This window comes from Pseudomonas sp. SIMBA_068 (genome assembly GCF_046534705.1).
Taxonomy (GTDB): Bacteria; Pseudomonadota; Gammaproteobacteria; order Pseudomonadales; family Pseudomonadaceae; genus Aquipseudomonas; species Aquipseudomonas putida.
Genome location: NZ_JAWRYI010000006.1, coordinates 155,241 through 170,602, shown reverse-complemented (window position 1 = coordinate 170,602; position 15,362 = coordinate 155,241). Strand labels below are relative to the sequence as shown.

16 protein-coding genes and 1 tRNA gene are annotated in these 15,362 nt (G+C 62.2%); 8 read left to right on the top strand and 9 right to left on the bottom strand.

All coding sequences use genetic code 11. The annotated features are described in order from the left end of the window. Positions 1–149 precede the first annotated feature (149 nt). The 3 genes from SB756_RS16070 to choV all read left to right on the top strand — a co-directional run bounded on the left by SB756_RS16070 (position 150) and on the right by choV (position 3,202). Entirely contained in the window at positions 150–1,097 is a 948-nt protein-coding gene (locus tag SB756_RS16070; RefSeq protein ID WP_341797332.1) for a choline ABC transporter substrate-binding protein, read from the top strand. An 81-nt stretch (positions 1,098–1,178) separates the two neighbouring features. After that, complete coding sequence (gene choW / locus SB756_RS16065) at positions 1,179–2,027, top strand: choline ABC transporter permease subunit (protein WP_169725175.1); 849 nt, start codon at positions 1,179–1,181, stop codon at positions 2,025–2,027. Further along, positions 2,024–3,202 carry a choline ABC transporter ATP-binding protein gene (gene choV / locus SB756_RS16060; RefSeq protein WP_012270095.1) on the top strand — a complete coding sequence of 393 codons (1,179 nt, stop codon included), beginning with the start codon at positions 2,024–2,026 and terminating at the stop codon, positions 3,200–3,202. Before choW ends, choV begins: the two co-directional genes overlap by 4 nt. Positions 3,203–3,322: 120 nt before the next feature. On the opposite strand, the gene hisF is transcribed toward choV, so the two are convergent. The 6 genes from hisF to SB756_RS16030 form a co-directional block, all read right to left on the bottom strand. Further along, entirely contained in the window at positions 3,323–4,093 is a 771-nt protein-coding gene (gene hisF, locus SB756_RS16055) for an imidazole glycerol phosphate synthase subunit HisF (protein ID WP_008091498.1), read from the bottom strand. A gap of 10 nt (positions 4,094–4,103) precedes the next feature. Continuing rightward, positions 4,104–4,841 carry a 1-(5-phosphoribosyl)-5-[(5-phosphoribosylamino)methylideneamino]imidazole-4-carboxamide isomerase gene (gene hisA / locus SB756_RS16050; RefSeq protein WP_016484508.1) on the bottom strand — a complete coding sequence of 246 codons (738 nt, stop codon included), beginning with the start codon at positions 4,839–4,841 and terminating at the stop codon, positions 4,104–4,106. Positions 4,842–4,868: 27 nt separating this feature from the next. Further along, complete coding sequence (locus SB756_RS16045; protein WP_043203968.1) at positions 4,869–5,129, bottom strand: DUF2164 domain-containing protein; 261 nt, start codon at positions 5,127–5,129, stop codon at positions 4,869–4,871. After that, on the bottom strand, positions 5,130–5,768 hold the full coding sequence (gene hisH / locus SB756_RS16040) for an imidazole glycerol phosphate synthase subunit HisH (RefSeq protein WP_016497603.1): 639 nt from the start codon (positions 5,766–5,768) through the stop codon (positions 5,130–5,132). Continuing rightward, positions 5,769–6,362: an imidazoleglycerol-phosphate dehydratase HisB gene (hisB, locus tag SB756_RS16035; RefSeq protein WP_009682881.1), complete on the bottom strand. Its 594-nt coding sequence runs from the start codon at positions 6,360–6,362 to the stop codon at positions 5,769–5,771. A gap of 219 nt (positions 6,363–6,581) precedes the next feature. After that, positions 6,582–8,243 (bottom strand): OFA family MFS transporter, encoded by a 1,662-nt coding sequence (locus SB756_RS16030; protein WP_341797331.1) that lies wholly within the window; start codon positions 8,241–8,243, stop codon positions 6,582–6,584. Positions 8,244–8,549: 306 nt separating this feature from the next. On the opposite strand from SB756_RS16030, the gene SB756_RS16025 reads away from it, so the two are divergent. From SB756_RS16025 to SB756_RS16010, 4 genes are all read left to right on the top strand, one after another. Continuing rightward, positions 8,550–10,808 carry an AsmA family protein gene (locus SB756_RS16025; protein ID WP_410911118.1) on the top strand — a complete coding sequence of 753 codons (2,259 nt, stop codon included), beginning with the start codon at positions 8,550–8,552 and terminating at the stop codon, positions 10,806–10,808. After that, a complete protein-coding gene (gene mutY, locus SB756_RS16020; protein ID WP_410911117.1) occupies positions 10,805–11,872 on the top strand; it encodes an A/G-specific adenine glycosylase in 1,068 nt (355 codons plus the stop codon). The genes SB756_RS16025 and mutY overlap by 4 nt, the downstream gene beginning before the upstream one ends. Beyond that, a complete protein-coding gene (locus tag SB756_RS16015; protein ID WP_086976938.1) occupies positions 11,869–12,141 on the top strand; it encodes an oxidative damage protection protein in 273 nt (90 codons plus the stop codon). Before mutY ends, SB756_RS16015 begins: the two co-directional genes overlap by 4 nt. A 90-nt stretch (positions 12,142–12,231) precedes the next feature. After that, positions 12,232–12,307, top strand: a tRNA-Phe gene (locus tag SB756_RS16010). A 134-nt stretch (positions 12,308–12,441) separates the two neighbouring features. On the opposite strand, the gene SB756_RS16005 is transcribed toward SB756_RS16010, so the two are convergent. Further along, complete coding sequence (locus SB756_RS16005; protein WP_341797328.1) at positions 12,442–12,744, bottom strand: addiction module antidote protein; 303 nt, start codon at positions 12,742–12,744, stop codon at positions 12,442–12,444. Positions 12,745–12,753: 9 nt separating this feature from the next. After that, a complete protein-coding gene (locus tag SB756_RS16000) occupies positions 12,754–13,044 on the bottom strand; it encodes a type II toxin-antitoxin system RelE/ParE family toxin (RefSeq protein ID WP_341798850.1) in 291 nt (96 codons plus the stop codon). A 286-nt stretch (positions 13,045–13,330) separates the two neighbouring features. On the opposite strand from SB756_RS16000, the gene SB756_RS15995 reads away from it, so the two are divergent. Then, positions 13,331–13,774 (top strand): hypothetical protein, encoded by a 444-nt coding sequence (locus SB756_RS15995; RefSeq protein ID WP_151326440.1) that lies wholly within the window; start codon positions 13,331–13,333, stop codon positions 13,772–13,774. 181 nt (positions 13,775–13,955) lie between these two features. Here SB756_RS15995 and gabP read toward each other — a convergent pair whose 3' ends face one another. Continuing rightward, positions 13,956–15,341, bottom strand: coding sequence for a GABA permease (gene gabP, locus SB756_RS15990; protein WP_258654705.1), 1,386 nt, complete (start codon positions 15,339–15,341; stop codon positions 13,956–13,958). Positions 15,342–15,362 lie beyond the last annotated feature (21 nt).

Below are 15,362 nucleotides of genomic sequence, written 5' to 3'. Positions count from 1 at the left end.
AGTAGGCGATTGCCCGGCGCTGGAGGATTATCGAAAGCGACTCGTAAAGCACGGCCACGCATCCTGCCCTCTGCAGGCCTGGTCGACCGGACCCTCAGAAAGCCCGGCGACCCACGCGAACCCGAAGACAATATCTCAGGAGTCCATCCATGAAAGGTTCACCCTCGCTGTTGCTGGTTGCGTTGCTGTCCACGCCCTTGCTGGCCCAGGCCGCCGAACCCGAGCAGTGTCAGACGGTACGTTTCTCCGACGTCGGCTGGACCGACATCACAGTCACGACCGCGACCACCAGCGTTGTGCTCGAAGCCCTGGGTTACAAAACCCACACCACCATGATCTCGGTACCCGTGACCTACAAGTCGCTGGCCGCCGGCAAGGACCTGGACGTGTTTCTCGGCAACTGGATGCCGACCATGGAGAACGACATCAAGCAGTACCGCGACGCTGGCACCGTGGAAACGGTGCGCGCCAACCTGGAAAACGCCAAGTACACCTTGGCCGTGCCTCAGGCGCTGTACGACAAGGGCCTGAAAGATTTCGCCGACATTCCCAAGTTCAAGAAGGAACTGGACGGCAAGATCTACGGTATCGAGCCTGGCAACGATGGCAACCGCACCATCCAGAGCATGATCGACAAGAACGCCTTCGGCCTGAAGGACGCCGGTTTCAAGATTGTGCAATCGAGCGAGGCCGGCATGCTGTCGCAGGTCGACCGCGCGCAAAAACGCGGCGAGGCCCTGGTGTTCCTGGGCTGGGAACCGCACCCGATGAACACCCGCTTCAAGATGCAGTACCTGACCGGCGGGGACGATTTCTTCGGGCCCGATTTCGGCAAGGCGACCGTATTGACCAATACCCGCAAGGGCTACGCGCAGGAATGCAGCAACGTTGGCCAACTGCTCAAGAACCTGTCGTTCGAGCTCAAGGATGAAAGCACCATGATGGGCTATGTCCTGGACGACAAGATGAAACCCGAAGCAGCCGCCAAGAAGTGGCTTAAAGACAACCCCGGCAAGCTGGACACCTGGCTTGCCGGCGTTACCACTGTTGATGGCAAACCCGGCCTTGAGGCGGCCAAGGCCAAGCTGGCGCAATAACGCACCACGCAATAGCGCTACCTCGGGGCAGGACCGTGCCTGCCCCGGGTTGATTTCAATCTATGCAGGTGGAAGCTCGCTATCATGCTTATCGATCAGAAAATACCCCTGGGCCAGTACATCGCGTCGTTCGTCGAGTGGCTGACCCAGAACGGCGCGAATTACTTCGACGCCATCGCGCAAGGCCTGGAATTCATGATCCATGGGGTCACCAGTGCCCTGACCTGGTTCAACCCGTTCGTCCTCATCGCCCTGTTCGCCGGCCTGGCGCACCTGATCCAGCGCAAGTGGGGGCTGACCGCGTTCGTTGCCCTGTCATTCCTGCTGATCTTCAACCTGGGTTACTGGCAGGAAACCATGGAAACCCTGGCGCAAGTGACCTTCGCCACGGTGGTGTGCGTGGTGATTGGCGTGCCGCTGGGCATCCTCGCTGCGCACAAACCGATGTTCTATACCGCCATGCGCCCGGTACTCGACCTGATGCAGACGGTGCCCACCTTCGTCTACCTGATCCCTACCCTGACCCTGTTCGGCCTGGGTGTGGTACCGGGGCTGATCTCTACCGTGGTCTTCGCCATTGCGGCGCCAATCCGCCTCACCTACCTGGGCATCTGCGACGTCCCGCAGGAGCTGATGGACGCTGGCAAGGCCTTTGGCTGCTCGCGTCGCCAATTGCTTACCCGTATCGAACTGCCGCATGCGATGCCCAGCATCGCCGCCGGCGTCACCCAGTGCATCATGCTGTCGCTGTCGATGGTAGTAATCGCCGCCCTGGTGGGCGCTGACGGCCTGGGCAAACCTGTGGTCAACGCACTGAACACCGCCGATATCTCCCTGGGCTTCGAAGCGGGCCTGGCGATCGTGCTGCTGGCAATCATGCTCGACCGTATCTGCAAGCAACCGGAACTGCCGGTAAGGGGTGAGGCATGAGCATCATTCGTTTCGAAGACGTCGACGTCATTTTCTCCAACAAGCCGCGCGAGGCGCTGTCGCTGCTGGACCAGGGCAAGACCCGCGAACAGATCCTCAAGCAGACCGGCCTGGTGGTCGGCGTCGAAAAGGCCAACCTTGATATCAACAAGGGTGAGATCTGCGTGCTGATGGGCTTGTCCGGCTCGGGCAAATCGAGCCTGCTGCGCTGCATCAACGGCCTCAACACCGTCAGCCGCGGCAAGCTGTTTGTCGAGCACGAAGGCAAGCACATCGACATTGCCCACTGCAGCCCGGCCGAGCTGAAAATGATGCGCACCAAGCGCATTGCCATGGTGTTCCAGAAGTTCGCCCTGATGCCTTGGCTGACGGTGCGCGAGAACATCAGCTTTGGCCTGGAAATGCAGGGCCGCCCTGAAAAGGAACGGCGCAAGCTGGTGGACGAGAAGCTTGAGCTGGTGGGCCTGACCCAGTGGCGCAACAAGAAGCCGGACGAGCTGTCTGGCGGCATGCAGCAGCGCGTGGGCCTGGCCCGGGCGCTGGCGATGGATGCCGACATCCTGCTGATGGACGAACCGTTCTCGGCCCTCGACCCGCTGATCCGCCAGGGCCTGCAAGACGAGCTGCTGGGCCTGCAGGCCAAGCTGAGCAAGACCATCGTGTTCGTCAGCCACGACCTGGACGAGGCACTGAAGCTGGGTACCCGCATTGCGATCATGAAGGACGGGCGGATCATCCAGTACAGCAAGCCGGAGGAGATCGTGCTCAACCCGGCCGACGAGTATGTGCGTACCTTCGTCGCCCACACCAACCCGCTGAACGTGCTGTGCGGCCGCAGCCTGATGCGTAGCCTGGACAACTGCAAGCGGGTCAATGGCTCGGTGTGCCTGGACCCGGGAATCGATTCGTGGCTGGACTTGGGCGAAGGTGGCGCGCTCAAGCGTGCACGCCAGGGCCAGAACGGGCTGGACATGCAGAACTGGGCACCGGGGCAGGATGTGGAGCTGCTGGAGCGCAGGCCGACTGTGGTGCACGCCGACATCGGCATGCGCGAGGCGCTGCAGATTCGTTATCAGACCGGCAACAAGCTGGTGTTGCAGGATAACGACAGGGTGGTGGGGATTCTTGGGGATACCGAGCTTTATCACGCGTTGCTCGGCAAGAACCACGGGTGATGCCCCGGGGCCCGCTTTGCGGGCCATTCGCAGCACAAGGCTGCTCCTACAGGGGAATGCGTATCCCTGTAGGAGCAGCCTTGTGCTGCGAATGGAGGGCAAAGCCCTCCCGGCAATCTGTCAGCGAACGACGATACCGCGCGAAGCCATGTAGGCCTTGGCCTCCGGCACCGTGTACTCGCCAAAGTGGAAGATACTGGCCGCCAGCACCGCGCTGGCATGCCCTTCCAGAATGCCGTCAGCCAGGTGCTGCAGGTTACCCACACCCCCCGAGGCAATCACCGGAATGCCCAGCGCATCACTGATGGCGCGGGTAACACCCAGGTCGAAGCCGTTCTTCATGCCGTCCTGGTCCATGCTGGTCAGCAGGATCTCGCCAGCACCCAGGCCTTCCATCTTCTTCGCCCACTCGACGGCATCCAGCCCGGTCGGCTTGCGACCGCCGTGGGTGAAGATTTCCCAGCGTGGCGTTTCACCTGGCCCGGACACCTTCTTGGCATCGATGGCGACAACGATGCACTGCGAACCGAAACGGTCCGCCGCCTCGCCCACAAACTCCGGGTTGAACACCGCAGCCGTATTGATCGAAACCTTGTCGGCACCGGCATTGAGCAGGTTGCGGATGTCCTGCACGGTGCGCACGCCACCGCCCACGGTCAGCGGGATGAACACCTGGCTGGCCATGCGCTCGACGGTATGCAGGGTGGTGTCGCGGCCATCGACGCTGGCGGTGATGTCGAGGAAGGTGATTTCGTCGGCCCCCTGCTCGTTGTAGCGACGGGCAATTTCCACCGGGTCGCCGGCATCACGGATGTTCTCGAACTTGACGCCCTTGACCACCCGGCCGTTGTCCACGTCCAGGCAAGGGATGATGCGCTTGGCCAGTGCCATGGTTCAGTCCTCAGCCTTGGTAGTTGTCGCAGAAGGCCTGGGCCTCGGCGACATCGAGGGTGCCTTCGTAGATGGCACGGCCGGTGATGGCGCCAATGATGCCGGGGGCCTTGGCGTCCAGCAGGGCCTTGATGTCGCCCAGGTTGTGGATGCCGCCCGAGGCGATCACCGGAATGCGGGTGGCTTCAGCCAGTGCCTTGGTGAAAGGCACATTGCAGCCCTGCATCATGCCGTCCTTGGCGATGTCGGTGTAGACGATCGCCGAGACGCCATCGGCCTCGAAACGCTTGGCCAGGTCGATGACCTGCACGGTGCTCACTTCGGCCCAGCCGTCGGTGGCGACGAAGCCGTCCTTGGCATCCAGGCCAACGATGACCTTGCCGGGGAAGGCCTTGCACGCTTCGGCGACGAACTCTGGCTGCTTGACCGCCTTGGTGCCGATGATCACGTAGCTGACGCCAGCCTTGACGTAGTGCTCGATGGTTTCCAGCGAACGGATGCCACCGCCGATCTGGATCGGCAGGGTCGGGTAGCGCTTGGCAATGGCGGTAACCACTTCACCGTTGACCGGCTGGCCTTCGAAGGCACCGTTGAGGTCGACCAGGTGCAGGCGGCGGCAGCCACCCTCGACCCACTTGGCGGCCATGCTCACCGGGTCGTCGGAAAATACCGTGGAGTCTTCCATGCGGCCCTGGCGCAGGCGCACGCAAGCACCGTCCTTCAGATCGATAGCGGGGATAATCAGCATCTTGGGAACCTGTCTGTTCTTAGGGTTTCAGGGCTTTTCGAGCGCCCACAGATCGCTTTCGATGCTCTCGAACCGCTCCTTGAGGTGCAGCTGAACATCGGCAATCGCCCTGTTGTAGTAAAGGGGTGCAATTTCTTTGCTGAACAGCTCAAGCACCTCGGCCACCTCGAACGACCCCAGCTCCAGCTCGAAACGGTCTTCGAGGAAGCGCTTGAGCGTGTCGAGCGCATCGCGCTCCTGCTCGGGGGCCAGTGTGATGACCGGGGCCTTGGCTTTCGACCTGCTCATTTACCAGCGCCCGTCCCAGGCGACGAAGTTCTGCAGCAACTGCAGGCCATGGGTATGGCTCTTCTCCGGGTGGAACTGCACGGCAAAGCGCGAGCCGTCCGCCAGCGCAGCGGCGAAATCGACGCCGTAGTGGCCGCGGCCGACTACCTGGCCCGGCTTGCCGGCATTGATGTAATAGCTGTGCACGAAGTAGAAACGCGCCTGGTCGGGGATGTCGTGCCACAGCGGGTGGTGGATGGTCTGGCTGACTTCGTTCCACCCCATGTGCGGCACCTTCAGGTGCTCGCCGTCTTCTTGCAGATCTTTGCCGAAGAAGCGCACCTGGCCCGGGAACATGCCGATGCAGTCCACACCGGCGTTTTCCTCGCTGTGTTCAAGCAGCGCCTGCATGCCCACGCAAATACCAAGGAACGGGCGGTCCTGGCTGACTTCGCGCACCAGGCTGTCGAAGCCCAGACGGCGGATTTCGGCCATGCAATCGCGGATCGCACCTACGCCCGGAAATACCACGCGGTCGGCTTCACGAATGACTGCGGCATCGCTGGTGACCAGCACTTTACCGGCACCAACGTGCTCAAGCGCCTTGGCCACCGAGTGCAGGTTGCCCATGCCATAGTCGATTACGGCTACCGTCTGCATTTACAGGCACCCTTTGGTCGACGGCATCTGCCCGGCCATGCGCTCGTCGAGGGTGACAGCCATGCGCAGCGCGCGGCCGAATGCCTTGAACACGGTTTCGATCTGGTGGTGGGTGTTGTGGCCACGCAGGTTGTCGATGTGCAGGGTTACCAGCGCGTGGTTGACGAAGCCCTGGAAGAACTCCTGGAACAGGTCGACATCAAAACCGCCAACACTGGCACGGGTATACGGCACATGCATCTGCAGGCCGGGGCGGCCGGAGAAGTCGATGACCACACGCGACAGCGCTTCGTCCAGCGGCACGTAGGCGTGGCCGTAGCGGAAGATACCTTTCTTGTCACCGATGGCCTGGGCGAATGCCATGCCCAGGGTGATGCCAACGTCCTCGACGGTATGGTGATCGTCGATATGCGTGTCCCCCTTGCACTCGATATCCAGATCGATCAGGCCATGGCGGGCGATCTGGTCCAGCATGTGTTCAAGAAAAGGCACGCCGATATCGAATCGGGCCTTGCCACTGCCATCGAGGTTGATCGAGCACTTGACCTGGGTTTCCAGGGTATTGCGCTCGACGGAAGCCTTACGTTCGACCATCACCAGCTCCGCAAAATCATTGGGCGAAAAGGGCTCCATTATAGGCCCAGAACGCGCCAGCTTGAAACGCGGATGACATATGGCAAACCAAGCAATTACGGGGCTGGATGCCGCTACAGGTCTATACAACCCGGTAATTGGGGCAGCCGCTCACCTGTAGGAGCGGCCTTGTGCCGCGAATGGGGCGCAAAGCGCCCCATGGGCCTGCCCAGGATTACATCAATGAAACAGCACCGCAGTCTTCTGCAAGGTAACCCACACCCCCCAGGCCAGCGGCACGACCACCACCGCCCATGCCAGCAGCACCAACGGCAGGCTCCCCGGCGCTGCCTTCCACTCCAGCGACCGCGCCCCATCGGCACCCTTGTCATGGCTCAGCGCGCGCTCGGCCGCCAGTTCGGCATCGCTCATGAAGTGCTTGTCGGCCACAGGGCGCACCAGCATGTTGCAGATAAAGCCCAGCACCAGCAGGCCGGCGAGGATATACAAGGTCATGTCGTAAGCCGCTGCGCGCTCTACCCCCGCAGCCAGCTGAGACTCGCGCAGGTAAGTGATCAACACCGGCCCCAGCACGCCCGCCGCAGCCCAGGCAGTCAACAGGCGACCATGAATGGCGCCGACCATCTGCGTGCCGAACAGGTCAGCCAAGTACGCCGGCACGGTCGCGAAACCGCCGCCATACATCGACAGGATGATGCAGAACGCGGCCACGAACAGCGCCACGTTACCCAGGTGCCCCATGTTCGGCACCAGGCTGTAAAGGCCGACGCCCAAGGCGAAGAAGGCAAAGTAGGTGTTCTTGCGGCCGATGTAGTCGGAGAACGACGCCCAGAAGAACCGCCCGCCGATATTGAACAGGCTCAGCAGGCCGGTGAAGCCGGCGGCGATCGCGGCAATCTGTGCCAACTGGGCCGCATTCAGCTGGCTGAAGGTCAGTTCGTTGCCCAGCAACTTGCCGGCGAACACTTCCTGCAGCAGGGGCGACGCCATGCCGAGAATACCGATACCCGCCGACACGTTCAGGCACAGCACCAGCCAGATCAGCGCGAACTGAGGGGTTTTCCACGCCACACTAACGTGCACATGGCGATCGGTAACCATGGTGTTACCGGCTTTTTTCGCCGGGGCGGTCCAGCCTTCGGGCTTCCAGCCGGTCGGCGGCACACGGTAAGCCAGCGCGCCAGCAGTCATGAACACGAAGTAGATCGCCGCCATCGCGACGAAGCTCTGCCATACGCCCATTTCGTGCTCGTTGCCAAAATGCCCCATCAGCGCGGTGGCCAGCGGTGCACCCACCATGGCCCCGCCGCCAAAGCCCATGATCGCCATGCCGGTGGCCATGCCGCGCTTGTCCGGGAACCACTTGATCAGCGTGGACACGGGCGAGATATAGCCCAGGCCCAGGCCGATACCGCCGATCACGCCGGAGCCCAGCCACATCAGCCACAGTTGGTGGGTTTTTACGCCAATGGCCGAGATCAGCATGCCGCCACACCAGCACAGTGCCGACACCAGGCCGGCCTTGCGCGGCCCGGCATGCTCCAGCCAACCACCCAGTACTGCCGCGGAGCAGCCGAGGAAGACGAAGAACAGGGTGTAGATCCAGCTCAGCATCGAGATCGGCCAGTCGCATTCGGCGCTGAACAGGCGGGCAATGAAGCCCATGTCTGGCGCACAGGCGACGGGGGCAGTGATACCGAGGGCTTGCGACAACGGCAGCCAGAACACCGAAAAACCGTAGGCCATGCCGATGCACAGGTGGATGGCCAGGGCGGCTGGCGGGACCAGCCAGCGGTTGAAGCCCGGGCGGGCGATGATGCGCTCCTTCGACAGGAAGCCTGGCGCACTGGCCAAGGCCCCCGCCGCGACGGTACTGGTCATGGATCTGATCCTTCTTATAGGGTGGGTGCTCGCAAAGCGGCGCAAGATTAGCAGAGCCAAGTGGCGTGAAAGCAATCTGATATCGTGATTTTTCGCGTTGCTGAAACGGTCCTCTCTCCTGTGCCGGCCTCTTCGCGGGCTCGCCCGCGAAGAGGCCGGCACAGGCAAACATTTGCCCACCGAAAGCCGTACCATCTGCTTCAACCGTAGGAAAAGCCCTGTATCTCTAGTCGAATAAGCAGGGACAACCACCGCGGCGTTATACTCTGTCGCCTGAATTCACTAACGGACTACAAGGACTCGCCCATGAAAGCGTTCGGCAAAATCCTGGGACTGGGGCTTCTCGGGTTGCTGCTGATCATCGTGGCGCTGGGCTTCGCCCTGACCCACCTCTTTGATCCCAACGACTACAAAGACGAGATTCGCCAGTTGGCACGGGACAAGGCTCACGTCGAGCTGACCCTCAACGGCGACATCGGCTGGAGCCTGTTCCCGTGGCTGGGCCTGGAGTTGCACGAAGCAAGCATCGCCACCTTGGCCAAACCCAAGGAGCCGTTCGCCGACCTGCAAATGCTCGGCCTGTCCGTGCGTGTGCTGCCGTTGTTGCGCCGCGAAGTGCAGATGAGCGACGTGCGCGTCGAAGGCTTGAACCTGACCCTGGCCCGCGACGAGCAAGGCCATGGCAACTGGGAAGACATCGGCAAGCCGCTGCCCGCGCCGAACGGCACCCCTGCCGATGCGCAGGCCAATGCCCCCGCCCAAGCAACTGCCGAACAGAAGCCGGCGCCTGCGAACGGCAACGAGCGGGCCGTCAAGCTGGACATCGACAGCCTGACCGTGAACAACGCCCGCGTGCAGTACACCGATGCCAAGACCGGCCAGAGCTACAGCGCCGAGAGCATCCAGCTGAGCACGGGGCCGGTCCACGAAGGCGCCAACATTCCGCTCAAGGCCAGTGCCTTCATCAGCGCCAGCGAGCCGAACATCAAGGCCCGCACCGAACTGGCCGGCGAGCTGCGTTTCGACCGCAAGCTCAAGCGCTACAACTTCGAAGACATGCGCCTGTCGGGCGAAACCTCGGGTGAGCCAACCGGCGGCAAGACCGTGACCTTCGCCGCCCAAGGCCAGCTGCTGGTCGACCTGGCAGCCAATGTCGCCTCGTGGAACGGCCTGAAAGTCTCGGCCAACCAGCTGCGCGCCCTGGGCGAGCTGAATGTGCGCGACCTGGACAAGGCACCACAGCTGAGCGGTGGCCTGTCCATCGCCCAGTTCAACCTGCGCACCTTCCTCGACAGCATCGGCCGCACGCTGCCGGCCACCAACGACCCGGCAGCCTTCGCCAAGCTGGAGCTGGTGACCCGTCTGCAGGGCACAGCAAACAGCCTGGCCCTGGAAGACCTGGCCGTGAAGCTGGACGACAGTACCTTCAGTGGCCGTGTGGCCGTGGAAGACTTCGCCAAGCAGGCCCTGCGCCTGCAACTGAAGGGCGATACCTTCGACGCTGACCGCTACCTGCCAGCCAAAAGCGAAGAGGCCAAGGGCGCCACTGCCGCGCGCCAGGCCGAGGTCAAGCAGCAAGAAGCCAGCGCCGTGGCCGGTGCCGGCACCACACCACTGCCCAACGCCCCGACCCAGGTGGCCTGGAGCGACGACAAGCTGCTGCCGGTCGACCGCCTGCGCGCCCTCGACCTGCAAGCCGACCTGGCCTTTGGCTCGCTGACCGTGGACAAGCTGCCGATCGAAGACGCCCAGCTCAAGGCCATCGGCCAAGGCGGCCTGCTGACCCTGCAAACCCTGCGCGGCGAGCTATACAATGGTACCTTCGAAGCCAAGGGCACGGTCGACGTGCGCCCTGCCGTACCGCAACTGGGTGTGAACACCAACATCCAGCGGGTGCCGGTAGAGCACTTCATCAAGACCGAAGGCAAGGACCAGGTACCACCGGTCAAAGGCCTGCTGACCCTGACCAGCGACCTGACCGCCACCGGCAACAGCCAGAAAGCCCTGGTCGACACCCTCAATGGCAGCGCCAAGTTCACCATCAATGATGGCGTGCTGGTCAATGCCAACCTGGAACAGCAGCTGTGCCAGGCCATCGCCACCCTCAACCGCAAGACCCTGAGCGGCGAACCTCGCGGCAAGGACACCCCGTTCCAGGAACTGCGCGGCAGCCTGGTGGTGCGCAATGGCGTTGCCAGCAACCCGGACCTCAAGGCGCGCATCCCGGGCCTGACCGTCAACGGCCATGGCGACCTCGACCTGCGCGTGCTGGGCATGGACTACAACGTCGGCGTGATTGTCGAAGGCGACCAGCGCGCCATGCCGGACCCGGCTTGCCAGGTCAACGAACGCTATGTGGGCGTTGAAGTGCCGCTGCGCTGCCGTGGCCCGCTGGAGCTGGGCGCCAAGGCCTGCCGCCTGGACCAGGGCGGCATGGGCAAAGTTGCCGCCAAGCTGGCCGGCAACCGCCTGAAAGACAAGATTGATGAAAAGCTCGAAGAGAAACTCGGAGACAAAGTGAGCCCGGAAGTAAAAGACGCACTCAAGGGGCTGTTCAAGCGATGAGCCCCGAGCAGTTCTCCAGCGCTGTGCTGGACTGGTACGACGAGCACGGCCGGCACGACCTGCCCTGGCAACAGGGCATCACCCCGTACCGGGTGTGGGTGTCGGAAATCATGTTGCAGCAGACCCAGGTCAGCACCGTGCTCAATTACTTCGACCGGTTCATGCAGGCCCTGCCAACCGTGCAGGCCCTGGCCGAGGCGCCGGAGGACGAAGTGCTGCACCTGTGGACGGGGCTGGGCTACTACACCCGCGCACGCAACCTGCAAAAGGCGGCAAAGATCGTCGTCGAGCGACATGGCGGCGAATTCCCGCGCAGTGTCGAGCAGCTCACCGAGCTGCCCGGCATCGGCCGCTCCACCGCTGGCGCCATCGCCAGCATCAGCATGGGCATACGCGCGCCGATCCTGGACGGTAACGTCAAGCGCGTGCTGGCCCGCTACACCGCCCAGGCCGGCTACCCCGGCGAGCCCAAGGTGGCCAACCAGCTGTGGGCCACGGCCGAGCGTTTCACCCCGCTGCAGCGCGCCAACCATTACACCCAGGCCATGATGGACATGGGCGCCACGCTGTGCACCCGCAGCAAGCCCAGTTGCCTGATCTGCCCGTTGCAGCGCGGCTGCGAAGCGCACCTGCACGGCGAAGAAACCCGCTACCCGGAGCCCAAGCCGCGCAAGGCGTTGCCACAACGGCGCACGCTGATGCCACTGCTGGCCAACCACGAAGGCGCCATCCTGCTTTATCGCCGCCCCTCCAGCGGCCTTTGGGGTGGTTTGTGGAGCCTGCCGGAGCTGGACGACCTCGCACAGCTCGACGACCTGGCCTATCAGCACGGCCTGCGCCTGGCAGGCAGCCGGGCCATGGAAGGCCTGACCCATACCTTCAGCCACTTCCAGCTGGCAATCGAGCCCTGGCTGGTGCGCGTCGACTTGGTCGGCGAGCACGTGGCCGAGGCCGACTGGCTCTGGTATAACCTCGCCACCCCGCCGCGCCTGGGCCTCGCCGCCCCGGTCAAAAAGCTGCTTGAACGCGCAGCCGACGAACTGATTGCAGGAGATGCCCGATGACCCGCACCGTGATGTGCCGCAAGTACAACGAAGAACTGCCAGGCCTGGAGCGCCCGCCCTACCCCGGCGCCAAGGGCCAGGACATCTTCGAACACATCTCGCAGAAAGCCTGGGCCGATTGGCAGAAGCACCAGACCATGCTGATCAACGAAAAGCGCCTGAACATGATGAACGCCGAGGACCGCAAATTCCTCCAGGCAGAGATGGACAAGTTTTTCGCCGGCGAAGAATACGCCCAGGCGGAAGGCTACGTTCCACCGGCCGAATGACCCCAAAAATCGTAAGCGACGGAATTAATTTAAAATTTTTTCAAAAAGTCGTTGACGAGCGGTCCGGAAATCTATTTAATTCACCTCGTCGCCCAGATAGCTCAGTCGGTAGAGCAGAGGATTGAAAATCCTCGTGTCGGCGGTTCGACTCCGTCTCTGGGCACCACCTTCAGCTTCTGGTGGTTGCAAAGTTACCCGAAGCGACAACAAGAAACCCGCCTAGTGCGGGTTTTTTGTTGTCTGTGAATTGTGCTGTGGATTCGGCAGCTGTCCCACCTGCTGCCAAACCCGAACAAGGCTTTACCCGGTAGAGCGTGGCAACACCTCGGCATGCAGCCTCACCCCAAGCGCTGCCATCACTTTCATGATGGTCGCCAGGCTCGGGTTACCTTCAGCAGACAGCGCCTTGTACAAACCTTCCCGAGTCAGCCCGGTATCACGTGCCAGTTGCGCCATGCCGCGAGCACGAGCGATATCACCCAGCGCAGCCGCAAGCAGTGCCGGATCGTTCTCTTCCAGGCAGGCTTCAAGGTACAAGGCCATGTCCTCTTCCGTCTTCAAATGGTCCACAACGTCCCATTTGGTCAGTTTGATATTTGTCATGGTGGCCTCCTAGAGGTCGCGAGCCATAGTAAGAGCAGATTTGATATCCCTGGCCTGGCTAGCTTTGTCGCCACCCGCCAGGAGGATGATCACTTCATGACTTCGCTGAACGAAATACACCCGATAGCCCGGACCATAGTCGATCCGAAGCTCGGACACTCCCTCAGCAACCGGCTTACAGTCCCCCATCCCTCCAAGCTCCACCCGACGCAAACGGAGGTTTATGCGAGCTTTTGCACGCGAGTCCCGCAAAGCAGCGAACCACCTTCGGTAGGTTTCGGTTTGAATTAATGTACGCATGGGGAGAAAATGTAAACCACAGTTAACACTACAGCCAATTGGCAGCTGTTTCAAACCGTTTATGAGCACGTGCATTCACTGGATTACCCACAAGGACCACAGCGCGGCCTATGCTCCGATGCACTGCTGGCGGGTCGGGCATCGCGGGGATTCGATGAGGATGAACCGATAGGCGTAGCCAGTTGATTGCCGGGGCTGCCTTTCAGCCCCTTTGCACAACACTTGGGTTTCCCCGGCAACTGCGCTTCAATACGCGCACTTTTCAGACACCCCAAGGATTCACCCCATGGCCACCCCTACCAAGCAACAAAAACGCGCCAAGCGCGCCGCCAGCAAGGCCAAGCAGAACCGCATGGTGCGCAGCGGCCAGGCGGTCAAGCCCAGTGCCGGCGACAGCGCCAGCGTCGAGCAGGTGTACAACAAGGCGATGGAGTCGGGCAGCTACGACGCGATGTTCGAGAAGATGAAGGAAGCCCAAGCAGGCGGCCTGGTGCCGATGATCTCGGTGTTCCTGGTGGACCCGCTGCTGGCCCTGGTGCTCAAGGGGCACAAGGAAGAGCACGCTACCGACTACATCGTGCTGGTGTTCAACGCCTACCGCAAATGGCTGGACGGCGCTGACGAAGAGGCCACCATGGCCTGGCTGGAAAGCGATGAGTTCCAGGATGCCTACATCGCCGCATCCGAACTGGTGGCCAAGCAGCAGCAACAGCAGAAGCAGTTTGGCTGACAGGGCCATTTAACCTGCAAGGGCCCTATCGCCGGAAAGCCAGCTCCCACAGGTTCATGACAGGCCTGAGTGCAGCAAGATTCCTGTAGGAGCCGGCTTGCCGGCGATAGGGCCGGTACAGGCAACAAAAAAAGGCCGCACCCTTCACAGGGCGCGGCCTTCTCATTTCAGACAGCGCGGATCAGTTATCCAGCGCCACCCGCCCGGCAGCTTCGCGCTTGCGGTGCACCAGCAAGCCAGCCGCTACCACACCAATGCTCAGCAACGCAGTCGCGATGATCTCCGCACGGTGATCCTCACGCAGGGCCATTACCACAAGAATGGCAACGATAAAGGCAATGGTCGCCCAGGTCAGGCCCGGGAACAGCCACATCTTGAAGGCAATCTTCTCGCCACTGGCTTCACGCTTGGCACGCATGCGCAGCTGCGAAATGGCAATCACCAGGTACACCAGCAGCGCAATGGCACCAGAACTGGCCAGCAGGAATTCGAACACCTGGGCCGGGGCCACGAAGTTGGCGAACACGCAGAGGAATGCCGCTGCAGTGGACAGCAATACCGCCACGTACGGGGTCGCCGCCTTGGTGGTGCGCTGGGCGATGGCTGGGGCGTCGCCACGCTTGCTCAGCGAGAACAGCATGCGCGAAGAGGTGTACAGCGCCGAGTTCAGGCAGCTGGTCACGGCAATCAGCACGACGATGTCGACAATCAGCTTGGCATTCGGCACGCCGATACGGCTCAGCACGGTCTGGTAGGAACCGGTTTCGGCCAGGGCCGGGTCGTTCCACGGCACCAGGGCAACGACCAGGAAGATCGACACCAGGTAGAACAGGCAGATACGCCAGATGACCGAGTTGGTGGCGCGGCTGATCTGCTTGCCCGGGTCCTTCGACTCGGCAGCGGCGATGGTGACAATTTCGGTACCCATGAACGAGAACATGGTGGTCAGCATGGCTGCCAGCACTGCGCCCAGGCCGTTAGGCATGAAGCCTTGGGTGTCGAACAGGTGGCTGGCACCGCTCACCTGGCTGCTCGGCACAAAGCCGAACAAGGCCGCACAGCCCACGGCGATGAAGCCGATGATCGCCAGCACCTTGAGCAGGGCGAACCAGAACTCGAACTCACCGTAGTTCTTCACGCTGCACAGGTTGGTCAGGGTAAGCGCCAGGGTAATGATGAGGGAGAAGGCCCACAGGTCAACTGCAGGGAACCAGGCATGCAGAATGGCCGCGGCGGCGTTGGCCTCCAGCGGTATCACCAGCACCCAGAACCACCAGTACAGCCAGCCAATGGTAAAACCGGCCCAACGCCCGATGGCGCGGTCGGCATAGGTTGAGAACGAACCGGTGTCTGGCGAGGCGACCGCCATTTCACCCAGCATGCGCATGACCAGCACGACCAGCGTACCGGCGGCGGCGTAAGCCAGCAGCACGGCCGGGCCGGCAGCTGCGATGGCGTGGCCGGAGCCTACGAACAGGCCGGCACCGATGACGCCAGCGATGGACAGCATAGTCACATGCCGTTGTTTGAGCCCCTGAGCGAGGTCATTGGAATTGTTACCGCTCATTAAAACTACCTTTGTAAGGAG

What these genes read in the sequence shown, in the direction of transcription:
- SB756_RS16070 (WP_341797332.1), top strand. Translation starts at nt 150, where the DNA reads ATGAAAGGTTCACCCTCGCTGTTGCTGGTTGCGTTGCTGTCCACGCCC.
- choV (WP_012270095.1), top strand. Translation starts at nt 2,024, where the DNA reads ATGAGCATCATTCGTTTCGAAGACGTCGACGTCATTTTCTCCAACAAG.
- hisF (WP_008091498.1), bottom strand. Translation starts at nt 4,093, where the DNA reads ATGGCACTGGCCAAGCGCATCATCCCTTGCCTGGACGTGGACAACGGC.
- hisA (WP_016484508.1), bottom strand. Translation starts at nt 4,841, where the DNA reads ATGCTGATTATCCCCGCTATCGATCTGAAGGACGGTGCTTGCGTGCGC.
- SB756_RS16045 (WP_043203968.1), bottom strand. Translation starts at nt 5,129, where the DNA reads ATGAGCAGGTCGAAAGCCAAGGCCCCGGTCATCACACTGGCCCCCGAG.
- hisH (WP_016497603.1), bottom strand. Translation starts at nt 5,768, where the DNA reads ATGCAGACGGTAGCCGTAATCGACTATGGCATGGGCAACCTGCACTCG.
- hisB (WP_009682881.1), bottom strand. Translation starts at nt 6,362, where the DNA reads ATGGTCGAACGTAAGGCTTCCGTCGAGCGCAATACCCTGGAAACCCAG.
- SB756_RS16030 (WP_341797331.1), bottom strand. Translation starts at nt 8,243, where the DNA reads ATGACCAGTACCGTCGCGGCGGGGGCCTTGGCCAGTGCGCCAGGCTTC.
- SB756_RS16025 (WP_410911118.1), top strand. Translation starts at nt 8,550, where the DNA reads ATGAAAGCGTTCGGCAAAATCCTGGGACTGGGGCTTCTCGGGTTGCTG.
- mutY (WP_410911117.1), top strand. Translation starts at nt 10,805, where the DNA reads ATGAGCCCCGAGCAGTTCTCCAGCGCTGTGCTGGACTGGTACGACGAG.
- SB756_RS16015 (WP_086976938.1), top strand. Translation starts at nt 11,869, where the DNA reads ATGACCCGCACCGTGATGTGCCGCAAGTACAACGAAGAACTGCCAGGC.
- SB756_RS16005 (WP_341797328.1), bottom strand. Translation starts at nt 12,744, where the DNA reads ATGACAAATATCAAACTGACCAAATGGGACGTTGTGGACCATTTGAAG.
- SB756_RS16000 (WP_341798850.1), bottom strand. Translation starts at nt 13,044, where the DNA reads ATGCGTACATTAATTCAAACCGAAACCTACCGAAGGTGGTTCGCTGCT.
- SB756_RS15995 (WP_151326440.1), top strand. Translation starts at nt 13,331, where the DNA reads ATGGCCACCCCTACCAAGCAACAAAAACGCGCCAAGCGCGCCGCCAGC.
- gabP (WP_258654705.1), bottom strand. Translation starts at nt 15,341, where the DNA reads ATGAGCGGTAACAATTCCAATGACCTCGCTCAGGGGCTCAAACAACGG.